Here is a 14,393-nt window from a genome sequence, read left to right on the forward strand (position 1 = left end):
AAATGGCAGAAGAAAATAAGTTCAATTTCTCTGAGGAAGAGGAAGCAAAGCACGAGCAGGCTGTAGAAAAATCAAAAGAAGCCGTTAAAAAAGATGCTCAGGGTTTAGTTAAAAGTGTAAAACGATTTCTCAAGGAATTGTTGGATTTTCGTGGCGATACAGATCGCGATGAAACCGTGAAAGCCATCAAAGGGGATATATCCTTTAAAGGGGCTACAGCGTGGATCTTGATCTGTTCTATTTTTGTAGCCTCCATCGGTTTGAATGCCAATTCTACCGCAGTGGTTATCGGTGCCATGTTAATTTCCCCACTTATGGGTCCTATTTTAGGTTGTGGTCTATCCATTGCCATTAATGATATTGATACTTTAAAACGCTCGTTGATAAACCTCGCGATCATGATCGTTTTAAGTTTAATCACTGCTTTTTTATTCTTTTATATTTTTCCACTAAGTGAAGATACCTCGGAATTATTGGGTCGCGTGAAACCTGATATTCGTGATGTTTTGATTGCTTTTTTTGGTGGTATGGCCTTGATTATTGCCCGAACCAAACGTGGTACAATAGCCTCCGTAATTTTTGGGGTAGCTATTGCCACAGCCTTAATGCCTCCGTTGTGTACTGCAGGATATGGTCTGGCTATAGGCAACTGGATGTATTTTGGCGGAGCCATGTATTTATTCATCATCAATACTATTTTTATTGCGCTGGCCACCTTTATTGTGGTAAAGGTTTTGGGCTTCCCAATGCTGAAATATGTGAATTCCGCGAAGCGAAAACGCACCGCGCGAATAGCTTCTTTATTGGCTATTGTGGTGATGATCCCGGCCGTATGGACCTTTATTAATGTGGTAAAGGAGAGTAATTTTAGCCGCGACGCGAAAAGTTATGTCATTAATGAATTAGGTACAATGCCCGATCTACCACATGTGGATTATTTAAAAAAGAATGTAACCTATAAATATTCCAATAATGGCGAATCTACTATTGAACTCAATACCTTTGGGTTAGATGTTATTCCTGAAAAGACGATCGCCGCTTTACAAGACCGCATGTCGAAATACGGTGCTTTGGCGAATACAAAGCTTGTAATAAATCAAAATCAGTCAAGCAGCTTTGATAATTTTAGATATATGTCGGAGTTGCGAACGCGAGATTCTCTTGATTTGCTGTCACAGACTCAAAAAATTTCATTTTTAGAAAATAAGGTGCGTCAATTATCGAGGTATGAAAAAAATACGATTCCCTTAAAGGAATTTCTAGACGAACTTAAAATTAATTATGAGACCATCGATGAGTTTAGCTACGCGAATGTGATCCGTTCTAATTTCAAAAAAATGGATACCATTCCTGAATTTTCTGTAAAATGGATTGATTCATTATCAAATGATGCCTCGAGGGAAAAAGACAAGAAAAGACTGGAACGTTGGTTAAAGGAGAAGTACGATCTGGATACCCTTGTTGTGAAACGTCTGAATTAATTAATTTCTTCAAGGTACATTTTACGTACGCGTTTGAAAAGATTGGAAGAATAAACAAAGTCCGTAATAGATTCGTTCTCGGTTTTAAAAATATTCCTGTTAGAACCTTCCCATTCTTTGATACCATTCTTTAGGAAAACGATCTTTTCACCAATTTCCATAACGGAGTTCATATCGTGAGAGTTTATCACTGTGGTCATGTTATATTCAATGGTAATCTCCTGGATCAAATTGTCGATAACAATGGCCGTTTTTGGATCGAGCCCTGAATTAGGTTCGTCACAAAACAAATATTTCGGATTGTTCACGATAGCACGGGCTATAGCAACCCGTTTCTGCATTCCGCCGGAAGCCTCACTAGGCATTTTATAATGAGCATCTTTTAAGTTCACACGATTTAATACAAAGTTGGCCCGATCTTCCATTTCACTCTTACTCATTTTGGTAAACATCTGTAACGGAAACATCACGTTTTGAACGATATTCATGGAATCGAATAAGGCGCTTCCCTGAAAAACCATCCCCATTTTGGCACGTAAATTCCGTTTTTCATCTTCTGTGAGTCCCGCAAAAACTTCACCGTCATAAGAAATGGTTCCTTCTTCAAATTCAAATAATCCCAAAAGGCATTTTAGAAATACCGTTTTTCCGGATCCACTTTGCCCAATGATCATGTTGGTCTTTCCTTCCTCGAACGTCGTAGAAATACCTTTTAAAATATGGCTGTCGCCAAAGGATTTATGTAAATTCTTAACTTCTATCATTAGGTCAACAGCATTTGAGTTAAAACATAATTAAGTACAATAATAAGGACGCTCGTCCAAACAAAGGATGTTGTACTGGCCTTACCAACTTCAAGCGCACCACCGGTCATGTAATAGCCGTGGTAGGAAGGTACCGTAGCTAAAATGAAAGCAAATACTATCGTTTTTATATAAGCGTATCCTATTTGGAAAGGAATAAAGTCGTATTGAATTCCGGTAATATAATCCTGCAACGTACTAAAGCCCCCATAAACACTGGCTGCCATACCTCCGAGAATTCCTAAAACCATCGCGATGGTAATGATAAAGGGATACGTTAACAGGGCAATAAATTTCGGGAAAACCAGATAATTAAGAGAATTAATTCCCATAACCTCCAAGGCGTCAATTTGTTCTGTAACACGCATGGTACCTATACTGGAGGTTATAAATGAACCTACCTTACCAGCCATAATAATAGACATGAATGTAGGTGCAAATTCTAGAATAATCGATTGCCGCGTTGCAAATCCAACAAGATATTTTGGGATTAATGGATTGTCAATATTTAGTGAGGTTTGTATCGTAACAACGCCACCAACGAAAAATGAAATGAAAGCGACAATTCCAATAGAATTATTAATCAGATCGTCGATATCCTTAAAGATAAGTAGTTTCATTACCGACCATTTGGTGGGCTTTCGAAACATTTCAGCAATCATTAAAAAGTACGTTCCTATGTTGCGTAGGTAAGTCATATAAATTTTATGAATTGCTAAAGTAAAAAAAGTTACGCGTATTTAACCTTATTTTTACATAATCCTCTTTTAAAATATCTATTTTTGAGCCCCTAAAAGAATGAATAATGGCTAAAACAAGTTATGCTTTACTCTTGGTGTTTATACTAAGTTTGTCTTGTAAAGCACAAATATCCCAAACGAAATCCACAATAGAATATTCAGAAAGACCCAAACTTGTGGTTGGTATTGTGGTCGACCAAATGCGATACGATTACCTTACCCGCTTTTATAATAAGTTTGGGGATGAAGGTTTCAAGCGTATGATCCATGAAGGTTATAATTGTAAGAATAATCATTTCAATTATGCCCCTACTAAAACAGGACCTGGACATGCTTCAATATTCACCGGAACCACGCCTAAATATCACGGCATCATAGGAAATGATTGGTTCAACAAAAAAACCGGAAAAAGCATTTATTGTGTTGAGGATGATAGTGTTTTACCATTAGGAACGGAGAGTAAAGACGGAAAAATGTCGCCGCATTTAATGTTAACAACAACATTTGGAGATGAAAACCGGTTGTTTACCCAGATGCGCGGGAAAACTATAGGAATTTCCATAAAACATCGAAGCGCCATTTTGCCTGCAGGGCATGCTGCAAATGCCGCTTATTGGTTCGATTATGAACACAACGGCACAGGAAACTGGATATCCAGTACTTATTACATGAAAGACTTACCGCAATGGGTAAAAGATTTTAACGCTTCGCGGAAAGTTGACTCGTATTGGCAGGTATGGAATACACTGTATCCTATTGAAACCTACACAGAAAGTGGCAGTGATCTAAATACATTTGAACGTATTTATAATGGAAGAAAACAGGCTACTTTTCCATATGATTTGAATGCATTGAAATCTGAAAATGAAAATTATAAGTTACTGGCTGAAAGTCCGTTTGGTAACACGATGATTACTGATTTCGCTATCGCTGCACTTAAAAATGAAGCTTTAGGACAGGATGATATCACCGATGTACTTACCGTAAGCTACACCAGTACGGATAAAGTAGGTCATGATTTTGGACCGAATTCCAAGGAAGTTGAAGATACCTATATTCGTTTGGATCTTGAATTAGCACGCTTATTGAAAACTTTGGATGAGCAGGTTGGAAAAGGGGAGTACACCGTTTTTCTAACAGCCGATCATGGCGCTCCGAATGTGCCAAGATACTTATTATCCAAAAAGATTCCTGCAGGATTATTTGATGAAAAGCAAATGAAGAAGGATCTTAATAGTTACCTGGAAAAAAGCTATAAGGTGCCACAATTAGTTTGGAGTGTGAGCAATGATCAGATCTTTTTCGACCATGATAAAATTGATTCAAATAAATTGAACCTCTCTGAAATAAAATCAAAAGTTGCTGATACCTTGTTGCAGTATCGATTGATCGATAAGGTTTATAGTACTTCCGATATCAACCAGTTTGAAGGACCATCAGGATACATAGAAACGATGTTGGCAAACGGACATAATCAAAAACGCTCCGGCGATATGCTATATGTGTATGATCCCGAAGTATTTAAGGATAATAAATGGAATAGAACAGGAACAGATCATCACTCCACTTATAATTACGATACCCATGTACCGTTACTATTTTTTGGAAAAGGAATAAAGCATGGAGCAACTTTTGAGCGTACCGCGATAACTGATATTGCGCCAACTATGTCGGCCCTTTTAAATATTAGTTTTCCAAATGCAGCCATTGGAAATCCGCTCACGTTTGTTTTAAAATAGGTTTTAAGATCTGCTTAAAAAATTCAGTTTCCCCAACATGCCTTTCCAACGGAGTTTGCGGATAAACTTCCCTTCGGCTTCTGAAACTAAATAATCTGCTTGTTCTTTTTTGGCCTTAAAATAGCCTGCGATATAATCATTTAGCAAGCCCATTTGGCCTTTTCGATAGGCCAGTTTTAAACCGGAAATAAAGGTTATTACAAGGCCATAACGCATTTTATACATGGCCTCGCCTTGTAAATATTTTGATGCTTTACTATAGCTTTGTCCTGTGGGTTTTAAGTGTTTTACATGAAGGGTATCATCCGTTAATAAGTCCCAATGGTGATACTTGGCCAATAATTCATCTACCGTATCCCAGCCCATCGAACGTTTCAGTTTTCCGATATCCTTAAAACACTGTTTTCTATAGGCTTTTAGTCCACCACGTATATGATCCTTTCGGGTTAAATTTTCAAGAATCCATTGTCCGTTTTTTTCAATATAACAAAATCCTGCAGCCATACCCAGCCGTTTATTTTTTTTAAAGTGAAGGGCCAATTGCTCCAGATAGTTTTCCGGAAAAATAAGGTCGGCGTCAAATTTACAAACCACATCATAGCTTTCGTCCAGGGTCTTCAGACCTTTGTAGAACGCATTGATAATTTTTGAGCCTGGTAAATGTTCGTTCGATGATTTAGAATGTATTACCGAAATCCACGAATGTTTATTCGTAAATAATTGAACCACCTCGCCCGTAGTATCGTTAGAGTTGTCATTCACCACAACCAAACGCTTTGGTAAAAGGGTTTGTCTGGTCAATGATTCTAAAGTGCTTCCGATAACATCGGCTTCATTATGCGCTGGAATAACAATGTAAAAGTTCATATAAGGCCAATAATAAGTACAAATATGACTATTTTTGTTCGGTAACTGAGTAAATTTGGAAAAAAAGGTATTTATAATTATTGTTTCCTACAACGGAGAACATTGGATAGAAAAGAACTTACAATCCCTGCGGCAATCGATCTATCCCGTTTCAACGATTGTTATCGACAATAAGTCTACCGATACTACGGTATCTCTCGTTCAGAAATTTACTGAGGTAGAACTTATTGAATCAGAGGAAAACCTGGGGTTTGGTAAAGCAAATAATTTAGGGATCAGAAGGGCCATACAGCGCGGGGCTGATTATGTTTTTCTTCTGAACCAGGATACCTGGATTTTTCCTGAAACCATGAAAGCTTTGGTTGACACTGCGGCGAATAATCCGGAATTTGGAATTCTTAGTCCGTTACATTTCTCTGCAGATAATACGACCTTAGACGCAAATTTTGAACGTTATTACCAGCGCAAAACAAAAACTATTTCCGAAAATTTAATTGAAGTACCTTTTGTAAATGCGGCCGCCTGGCTCATCCCGAAACGGGTTATTAAGCAGGTTGGTTTGTTTGAACCTTTGTTCAGTCATTATGGTGAGGACAGAAATTACGTTGATCGCGTTGGATATCATCAATTTAAAATCGGTGTTGTAAAACGAACTAAAATGGTTCATGATAGAGTTATACAACGCCATTTTAAAAAAGACGTGATCCAATCGAAGTTCATGATGCTTTCCACGGTACTAAACGTTAATCATTCCCTTATAATGGGATATTTAAAAGCCTTTCGATCGGTTTTCGGATTGCCTAAGTATTTTTCAAAATTCTATGGAAGTTCCCAAATTCTCAGACTTTTCTTTACCTTGTTGTTTTATTTTGCCGGATTAAAACTCCGCATAATTACGTTGTATAAAAAACGATCAAGTTACAAGTAATGAAAGAAATCAGACCGCGTCAACAGGCATTTTGGTACACGCTAATCAATTATTTTGGTGTGGCCATCGGAATCATTTCTTCATTATTCATTTATCCTTTAGACAAAGAATTTTTAGGACTCGTGCGTTATGTAGATAGCATTGCACAAATATTATTTCCTTTGATGGTTTTCGGTGGAGCACAGGCTTTGATCCATTTTTATCCTAACTTAAATGAAGAAAATAAAAGCTATCTTTTTAAATATGGCATAATTACAATTCTTGCTATCAGTTTTGTTCTTTTTCTAGTGCTTTTATTAGGAAACTACGTCGTTACCTGGGAGAATTACAAATACTTGTTTTACGCATTTCCGCTGGGATTTGTATTAGCTTTTGTTGAATTGTTTAAAAGGCAGGCTACTAATATTGAAAAGTTAGAAATACCAACGCTTTACGAAAAGATCATTCCTAAAATTATGCTGCCTTCCATTTTCGGGCTTTTGATTTTTGGATATTTAAATGTGATAAATGCCTTGTGGACCTTTGTAGGATCGTATTTTTTATTGCTTTTGCTTTTAGTGTTGTATATGCTCAAGCACTATAAGGCCATAAAGGGATTTAATTTTAGATCGTTGTTTTCTCAGATTTCCCGAAAGGAATATTATAGTTATAGTTTGTTTTCTTTTTTAGGGAGTTTTGGCTCTTTACTGGCTTTTAGGATTGATGCCTTTATGATACCTGAGTTCTTGTCTTTTGAGGCCAACGGAACGTTTAATATTGGGGTGGCCCTGGCGTCTTCCCTGGCAATTCCCGCTACAGGGATCTTTTTAGTCTATGCTCCAAAAATCTCGGACTATATCAAAAGCAAAAATATTAGCGAACTAGGTGTAAAATACAAGGAAATTGCGAGGTTGTTGTTTTTTGTAGGTGCGGTTTTATACACTTCAGTCTTATTGGGTATTGATTCGCTTTTTCAACTTTTACCAACCTATGATAAATTGGTCGATACTATTCCCATTATCGTTCTTCTTGGCGCTAACGTACTTTTTAATATGGCCACGGGATTTAATTCTGAAATTATCTCCTATTCAAAATATTATCGGTTTAACGTGGTTTCCGTTTTGATCCTGGCCTTAACCAACATTCTACTAAATCTATATTTCCTTACCCAAACCAATCTTGGTATTATTGGTGTTGCTTACGCCTCTATAATTGCTATGGTAAGTTTTAACTGTTTTAAATTGGTTTTTATTTACAGGAAATTCGGAATATTACCTTTCGACAAAAACTATTTGAAATTAGTATTGTTGGTTGTGCTATCCTTTATGGTATTTTATTCCCTGCCCGAATTTTCAAATAATATTCTAAACCTCCTTGTGAAGGTAGGCTTGAATGCCATTGTTGTTGTTGTACTAACTCACAAATTTCAACTCATAAAAGATCTAAACATTTGGTTGAAAATGAAATAAAAATTAATTTATCGGAGAAATCAACAAATACAACTTTAATATTATGAGCTTATCGAAAAAAGTTATATTTTGAAGTCATAAAAGCACCAATACGAACCAGACTCCTTTAAATTGCCTCGTTACTTCTTTTTTATTTGTTTTTTATTCATATAATGAAAATTGTTTTTCGGGTCAATTATCAAATGGGGATTTGTTTGGTGGTTCAGTATGTTTACTAAATACTAACAGCAATAACTTAAAAATCGGCGTAGGAGCCTATCGCGATAGTGAAAATGGAACCAATAAAGGCGCTGTCTGGATTCTTAATTTTGGAGAACTAACATATGCAATCGAATCATTTTCAAACCCTAATTGCGATGCGATGGATGGGAATATTACATTCTCAGGGCTGGAAGCTAATAAAACTTATCAGGTTAGTTACAATAATGGTTCTTTAAAGACGATTAATCAAAACTCAGACCCTGATGGGAGATTGATTTTAACTAGTCAGTCTTCAGGTACTTACTCAGATATCGTGGTAACCGATGTAAATACAAAATGTTCGAAAAATATTGGACAAATAGAATTGTCTTCTTTTTCATTGAATGCGAATTCTGCATTTTCCAATCCAACCACGTGTAATGCGCCTGACGGAAGTATAACAATATCCGGTCTATCGGTCAACAGGTCTTATTCAATAACATATAATGATGGTTCGAATCAGTTCGTTACCCAGGTTTCTGATGCAAACGGAACATTAGTATTATCAGGCTTACAAGCAGGAAGTTATTCAGAAATAGAGATTTCAGATCCCCAAACGGGATGCAGTGAAAATTTAGGACAAATAGATCTTTCAGCGCCTCCACTTACGGCACAAATAAGTTTCCGAAATCCAACTTCCTGTGATGCTTTTGATGGCGCATTTATGGTATCCGGTTTGCTGGAAAATACTACCTATGAACTTAGCTACAGCGACTATGTTTCTCATTCAGAAACACTGATTTCCGATGCTAATGGAATTATATATTTGAATGGTTTGCCAAGTGGGATTTATTCGAATATTGAGGTAAAACAAATTAATAGTAATTGTTTGGTTAATCTACCTGATGTAAAGCTCGAATGTATTTCCAGAGAAGTTAACCAATGTTTTAAATCAAAACAATACTTTACTCCCAACGGTGATGGTCAAAATGATTTCTGGAGTCTTGAAATACTTGATATTAATTGTGATTTTAAACTCAATATCTTTGACCGATATGGTAAATTAATAAAAACCTTAAATCCTGAAAATAATAAGTGGGATGGAACCTACAGAGGAGCAAAAATGCCCGCTGATGATTATTGGTTTTTGGTTAATTATTTTTACGATTCTAAGCCATACGAATTTAAGTCGCATTTTGCACTTATAAGGTAGTCAAGAATTTAATTTTGATACACAATCGCATTAATATTCATTCCTGCGCCTACACTTGCGAACATAATAATATCGCCTTTTTGAATAGATTGATTCTCTAGTTCACCATTTAAAATGAGATCGTAAAGGGTTGGTACTGTTGCAACACTGGAATTGCCAAGTTTACCAATACTCATGGGCATCACATTTTCCGGCATCTCCAAACCATAAAGGTTATAAAAACGCTTCACGATGGCTTCATCCATTTTTTCATTAGCCTGATGTATCAGAACCTTTTTTAGGTCTTTAATATCAACACCACTTTTATCCAGGCACGATTTCATTGCTAAAGGCACATTAGTGATGGCAAATTCGTAAATTTTTCGGCCGTACATTTTAATGTAGCGTCGGTTATCATTGATCTCTTGATTATTGGTTTCTCCGAAGAAAATAAAATGGGCTTCATCCAGAGAATAGGTTACAGAATCATGAGCTAAGATTCCCGCAGATGTGTCTGTAGTATCTTCAATATTTTGAAGTACAGCAGCGCCGGCACCATCACTATAAATCATGGAATCACGGTCATATGGGTCAATAACTCGCGAAAGTGTTTCAGCACCAATCACTAAACAGTTTTTGGCCATACCCGCTTTGATATATGCCTGAGCCTGAATAACACCTTCCACCCAACCCGGACAACCAAATAGAATGTCGTAAGCTACGCAACGTGGATTTTTTATACGCAGCAAATGCTTGACACGAGAGGCAATACTTGGAACCGTATCACTTTGATGGCTACCAAAACGAACATCACCATAGTTGTGAGCCACAATAATATAATCGAGTTCTTCCCGACTAATACCAGCTTTTTCAATAGCGCGCTCTGCGGCAAAAGATGCCAGATCCGAGTTGTTTAGGTGATCTTTGGCATAACGACGTTCGTCTATACCCGTTATGGCTTTAAATTTACGAACTATGGTTTCATTTGAAGCATTTATAGCAGAACCATCACTGTTTAAAAACGTATGGTTGTGGAACGCGGCATTTTTTTCAACATAAGAAGGAATATAGCTCCCCGTTCCGGTTATTTTTATTTTCATAAATTAATTTCTCTGTATTTAATTTAGTCCAAGGCAATTTAAGACCTTTATAAAAAATAACGCGAATGTGAACCTCAAAATTTACGATGTTCAAAAGTACCTTCTAAGCCTCTTGATACGCTTCAATAGGGGCACAGGAGCATACTAAATTCCTGTCTCCATAAGCATCATCAACACGTCTTACACTTGGCCAAAATTTATTATGTCTAACGAATTCCAGGGGATAAGCAGCATATTCTCTGGAATAAGGCAAATGCCAATCATTAGCCGTGATCATTTCCAAAGTATGCGGTGCATTTTTCAAAACATTATTATCTCCTTCGTCGGAAATAGACTCAATTTCCTTTTTAATGGATATCATGGCATCACAAAAACGATCCATTTCGGCTTTACTTTCACTTTCCGTAGGTTCAATCATCATGGTACCATTCACCGGAAACGATACGGTTGGCGCATGGAATCCATAATCCATTAAACGTTTTGCAATATCAGTAACTTCAATACCATATGCTTTGAATGGTCTGCAGTCAATAATCATTTCATGAGCAGCACGACCTTGCTCTCCGGAATATAAAGTGTTGTAACTGCCTTCTAAGCGTTTTTTGATATAATTCGCATTTAAGATAGCCACTTTTGTAGCTTCTGTTAATCCTTCTGAACCTAACATTTTTATGTATCCATAAGAAATTAAACAGGCTAAAGCCGATCCAAAAGGTGCTCCCGAAATAGAGGATATAGGGTGATCTCCACCGGTTCTTCTTATTGGATTACTCGGTAAAAACGGAACTAATTGTTTGGCTACGCAAATAGGCCCAACTCCCGGTCCGCCACCACCATGAGGAATAGCGAAGGTTTTATGAAGGTTGAGGTGACAAACATCTGCACCGATATTCCCCGGATTAGTTAATCCAACCTGAGCATTCATATTGGCACCGTCCATATAGACCTGGCCACCATTATCGTGAATTATTTGAGTAATTTCTCGTATTCTTGACTCATAAACACCGTGAGTTGATGGATAGGTAACCATTAGTGCGGCTAGATTGTCTTTATACAATTCTGCTTTTTCACGCACATCATCAACATCGATGTTGCCATCTTCTGATGCTTTAGTGACCACCACTTTCATACCTGCCATAACTGCACTTGCAGGATTGGTCCCGTGTGCGGAAGAAGGAATTAAGCAAATATTTCTATGAGATTCTCCTCTAGATTCGTGATAGGCACGGATCACCATTAATCCTGCGAATTCTCCCTGAGCTCCGGAATTAGGTTGTAATGATGTTCCGGCAAAACCGGTAATCTTAGTCAGTTGATTTTCCAGATCTTTCAGAACTTTGAAATAGCCTTTGGCTTGCTTTTTTGCTACAAACGGATGAATGTTGGCCCATTTAAAAATACTTAATGGTAACATTTCCGAAGCGGCATTCAACTTCATCGTACATGAACCCAATGGGATCATGGAATGATTTAAGGCCAGATCCTTGCGCTCAAGCATTTTGATGTAGCGCATTAATTCTGTTTCCGAATGATAGGTATTAAAAACTTCCTCAGTTAAAAACCCTGTTTTGCGCTGTAATGATTCAGGAATAATGTTAACATGTGGCACATTATCTAAAACAATAGTTTCTTTTTCTGCAGCTTCGGCAAAAACCGAGATGAGGTAATTAAGATCTCGTAATGACGTGGTTTCATTAAGCGATACGGTAACCGTTTTTCGGTCCTGGTAACAAAGATTTACTTTCTTTTTGGTAGCAATTCGCTTCATGCGTTTTGCCTTCGTTTTAATTTGAAGTGTATCGAAAAAGGTTTTATTGATTTGTTTGTATCCTAATTTTCCTAAAACTTCAGCCAGTGCCACGGTTTTATCATGAACGCGTTGAGCAATTGATTTCAGACCTTCAGGGCCATGATAAACGGCATACATACTTGCCATTACAGCTAATAACACCTGAGCCGTACAAATGTTAGAAGTGGCTTTATCCCGTTTAATATGCTGCTCTCTAGTTTGAAGTGCCATACGTAAGGCACGATTACCATCAGTATCTTTGGTGATACCAATAATTCGGCCTGGAATAAAACGTTTATAAGCTTCTTTGGTTGCGAAATAAGCGGCATGTGGACCACCAAAGCCCATAGGTATTCCAAACCGCTGGGTCGTACCAACAACAACATCAGCACCAAACTTTCCGGGAGCCTCGAGCTTCGTTAAACTCAAAATATCAGCGGCAACAGCTACTTTTATATTCGCAGCATTTGCATTTTCAATAAACGTTTTAATATCTGTGATCTCACCGGCTTTTCCGGGATATTGCAATAATGCTCCAAAATAGTCTGAAGAAAAATCAAAGTCTTCTTCCTTGCCTATGACCAATTCAATACCAATGGGGACAGCGCGTGTTTCTAGAACAGCTAAGGTTTGTGGTAAGGTTCTGTCTGACACAAAGAATTTTACGATGTCATCCTTTTTCTGCTGGCGGTCCCGAACGGCAAATAATAAGGCCATGGCCTCAGCCGCCGAGGTACTTTCATCTAGAAGCGAGGCATTGGCAATTTCCATACCCGTAAGTTCCATAACCATCGTTTGGAAATTCAACAAGGCTTCTAAACGTCCTTGGGCTATTTCAGCCTGATAAGGTGTGTAAGCGGTGTACCAACCCGGACTTTCCAAAACATTGCGCTGAATTACCGCGGGAGTAATAGTAGGGTGGTAGCCCAAACCAATATAGGTTTTGTATACTTTATTCTTTTTAGATAACTCATGAATATGTAACAAATACTCGTATTCGGTCATGGGTTCATCAAGATCGAGAGGCTTTTTTAAACGAATATCCGCAGGTACCGTCTCGTTAATGAGCTGATCTAACGAGTCCACTCCTATGGTTTCCAACATTAATTTCCGATCTTCTTCTCTAGGGCCAATATGGCGTAGTGCAAAAGCTTTTGTATTCATTAAGTTGCAATATGTTATATAATTTTGCAAAAGTAAGTAATAATTAACGTGAATTAATGGATAAAAAGGAAAGTTTTTAACCAATTGCAATCGTTATTAACAGATTGTGTATTTTTATAAAATGAAGGTGTTTAAACAAGTTTTTAATTTTTACATTGATAGTAGTATTCACGTGGCTTTATCGGCGGTCAGCCTCTCGTGGATCACGCTTTTAGACTTGCAGATTCCTTTGGATTTAAACCTCTTGTTTTTTGTGTTTTTTGCCTCGATCACTGGCTATAATTTTGTGAAGTACTTTGGTATTGCAAAATTTCATCATCGTAGTTTAACCAATAAGCTCAAAATGATCCAGATATTTTCCTTTTTCTGTTTTATTTTGATGGGTTATTTTGGTCTGCAATTGAGCTTAAGAACTCTGTATTACATTGGCGGATTTGGATTAGTAACTTTCTTGTATGCGATACCTTTTTTACCAAAACGATTCTTTATAGATCAGGAAAAAAATCTGCGTAGTGTTGTTGGGTTAAAAATTTATTTGATTGCACTGGTTTGGATGGGTGTTACGGTATTTCTTCCCGTAATTGAACATCAAATTCATGTAGATCAGTCGGTGATAATTATTGCTTTACAACGCTTTTTGATTGTTTTGGTATTAATGTTGCCTTTTGAGATCAGGGACCTTAGGTATGATAGTTTAAGATTGTCAACGGTCCCGCAACAAATTGGTGTGAAGCTCACAAAAATAATAGGTACAGTTCTGCTATTCGTGACTTTATTCTTGAACTACTTTATAAAAACAAGTTCCGATTTTACACGCGGTGTCTTGCTCGTTATAATACTTATATTGTTTTTGTTATTAATTACTTCGAATAAAGAGCAAGGGAAGTATCACAGTGCTTTCTGGGTAGAAGGTGTGCCTGTATTTTGGTTACTGTTAAGGCTTTTGGAATATTATTAAGCGC

At 37.3% G+C, this 14,393-nt stretch carries 11 protein-coding genes; 6 read left to right on the forward strand and 5 right to left on the reverse strand.

The window, feature by feature from the left end:
- The first annotated feature begins 2 nt into the window (after positions 1 to 2).
- The gene (locus tag ABD682_RS06190) at positions 3 to 1,481 is read left to right on the forward strand and encodes a DUF389 domain-containing protein (RefSeq protein WP_344740164.1); all 1,479 of its coding nucleotides are present in this window, start codon (positions 3 to 5) and stop codon (positions 1,479 to 1,481) included.
- Here ABD682_RS06190 and ABD682_RS06195 read toward each other — a convergent pair.
- Entirely contained in the window at positions 1,478 to 2,245 is a 768-nt protein-coding gene (locus ABD682_RS06195; protein ID WP_344740166.1) for an ABC transporter ATP-binding protein, read from the reverse strand. The two genes, ABD682_RS06190 and ABD682_RS06195, sit on opposite strands and share 4 nt — an antisense overlap.
- Complete coding sequence (locus ABD682_RS06200; RefSeq protein ID WP_344740169.1) at positions 2,245 to 2,982, reverse strand: MlaE family ABC transporter permease; 738 nt, start codon at positions 2,980 to 2,982, stop codon at positions 2,245 to 2,247. Before ABD682_RS06200 ends, ABD682_RS06195 begins: the two co-directional genes overlap by 1 nt.
- A 107-nt stretch (positions 2,983 to 3,089) precedes the next feature.
- On the opposite strand from ABD682_RS06200, the gene pafA reads away from it, so the two are divergent.
- On the forward strand, positions 3,090 to 4,763 hold the full coding sequence (pafA, locus tag ABD682_RS06205; RefSeq protein WP_344740171.1) for an alkaline phosphatase PafA: 1,674 nt from the start codon (positions 3,090 to 3,092) through the stop codon (positions 4,761 to 4,763).
- Between the two features lie 3 nt (positions 4,764 to 4,766).
- Here the strand turns inward: pafA and ABD682_RS06210 are convergent, their stop codons facing one another.
- Complete coding sequence (locus ABD682_RS06210; RefSeq protein ID WP_344740173.1) at positions 4,767 to 5,630, reverse strand: glycosyltransferase family 2 protein; 864 nt, start codon at positions 5,628 to 5,630, stop codon at positions 4,767 to 4,769.
- Between the two features lie 55 nt (positions 5,631 to 5,685).
- Here ABD682_RS06210 and ABD682_RS06215 point away from each other — a divergent pair, with 55 nt between their 5' ends.
- The 3 genes from ABD682_RS06215 (at position 5,686) to ABD682_RS06225 (ending at position 9,399) form a co-directional block, all read left to right on the forward strand.
- Complete coding sequence (locus ABD682_RS06215) at positions 5,686 to 6,558, forward strand: glycosyltransferase family 2 protein (protein WP_344740175.1); 873 nt, start codon at positions 5,686 to 5,688, stop codon at positions 6,556 to 6,558.
- Positions 6,558 to 8,006, forward strand: a complete 1,449-nt coding sequence (locus tag ABD682_RS06220; RefSeq protein ID WP_344740177.1) for a lipopolysaccharide biosynthesis protein — start codon at positions 6,558 to 6,560, stop codon at positions 8,004 to 8,006. Before ABD682_RS06215 ends, ABD682_RS06220 begins: the two co-directional genes overlap by 1 nt.
- A gap of 190 nt (positions 8,007 to 8,196) precedes the next feature.
- On the forward strand, positions 8,197 to 9,399 hold the full coding sequence (locus tag ABD682_RS06225; RefSeq protein WP_344740179.1) for a T9SS type B sorting domain-containing protein: 1,203 nt from the start codon (positions 8,197 to 8,199) through the stop codon (positions 9,397 to 9,399).
- A gap of 8 nt (positions 9,400 to 9,407) precedes the next feature.
- Here ABD682_RS06225 and ABD682_RS06230 read toward each other — a convergent pair whose 3' ends face one another.
- Positions 9,408 to 10,478 carry a 3-oxoacyl-ACP synthase III family protein gene (locus tag ABD682_RS06230; protein ID WP_344740181.1) on the reverse strand — a complete coding sequence of 357 codons (1,071 nt, stop codon included), beginning with the start codon at positions 10,476 to 10,478 and terminating at the stop codon, positions 9,408 to 9,410.
- A 103-nt stretch (positions 10,479 to 10,581) separates the two neighbouring features.
- Positions 10,582 to 13,431: an aminomethyl-transferring glycine dehydrogenase gene (gcvP, locus tag ABD682_RS06235; protein ID WP_344740183.1), complete on the reverse strand. Its 2,850-nt coding sequence runs from the start codon at positions 13,429 to 13,431 to the stop codon at positions 10,582 to 10,584.
- Positions 13,432 to 13,552: 121 nt separating this feature from the next.
- On the opposite strand from gcvP, the gene ABD682_RS06240 reads away from it, so the two are divergent.
- Positions 13,553 to 14,389, forward strand: coding sequence for a UbiA prenyltransferase family protein (locus tag ABD682_RS06240; protein WP_344740186.1), 837 nt, complete (start codon positions 13,553 to 13,555; stop codon positions 14,387 to 14,389).
- Positions 14,390 to 14,393: the final 4 nt, after the last annotated feature.

Origin of the sequence: Gaetbulibacter aestuarii (assembly GCF_039537665.1) — a bacterium.
GTDB lineage: Bacteria > Bacteroidota > Bacteroidia > Flavobacteriales > Flavobacteriaceae > Gaetbulibacter_A > Gaetbulibacter_A aestuarii.

Bases quoted from the DNA above. Each gene is read 5' to 3' on its own strand.
- pafA (WP_344740171.1), top strand. From the start codon at position 3,090: ATGGCTAAAACAAGTTATGCTTTACTCTTGGTGTTTATACTAAGTTTG.
- gcvP (WP_344740183.1), bottom strand. From the start codon at position 13,431: ATGAATACAAAAGCTTTTGCACTACGCCATATTGGCCCTAGAGAAGAA.
- ABD682_RS06195 (WP_344740166.1), bottom strand. From the start codon at position 2,245: ATGATAGAAGTTAAGAATTTACATAAATCCTTTGGCGACAGCCATATT.
- ABD682_RS06230 (WP_344740181.1), bottom strand. From the start codon at position 10,478: ATGAAAATAAAAATAACCGGAACGGGGAGCTATATTCCTTCTTATGTT.
- ABD682_RS06190 (WP_344740164.1), top strand. From the start codon at position 3: ATGGCAGAAGAAAATAAGTTCAATTTCTCTGAGGAAGAGGAAGCAAAG.
- ABD682_RS06210 (WP_344740173.1), bottom strand. From the start codon at position 5,630: ATGAACTTTTACATTGTTATTCCAGCGCATAATGAAGCCGATGTTATC.
- ABD682_RS06220 (WP_344740177.1), top strand. From the start codon at position 6,558: ATGAAAGAAATCAGACCGCGTCAACAGGCATTTTGGTACACGCTAATC.
- ABD682_RS06200 (WP_344740169.1), bottom strand. From the start codon at position 2,982: ATGACTTACCTACGCAACATAGGAACGTACTTTTTAATGATTGCTGAA.
- ABD682_RS06240 (WP_344740186.1), top strand. From the start codon at position 13,553: ATGAAGGTGTTTAAACAAGTTTTTAATTTTTACATTGATAGTAGTATT.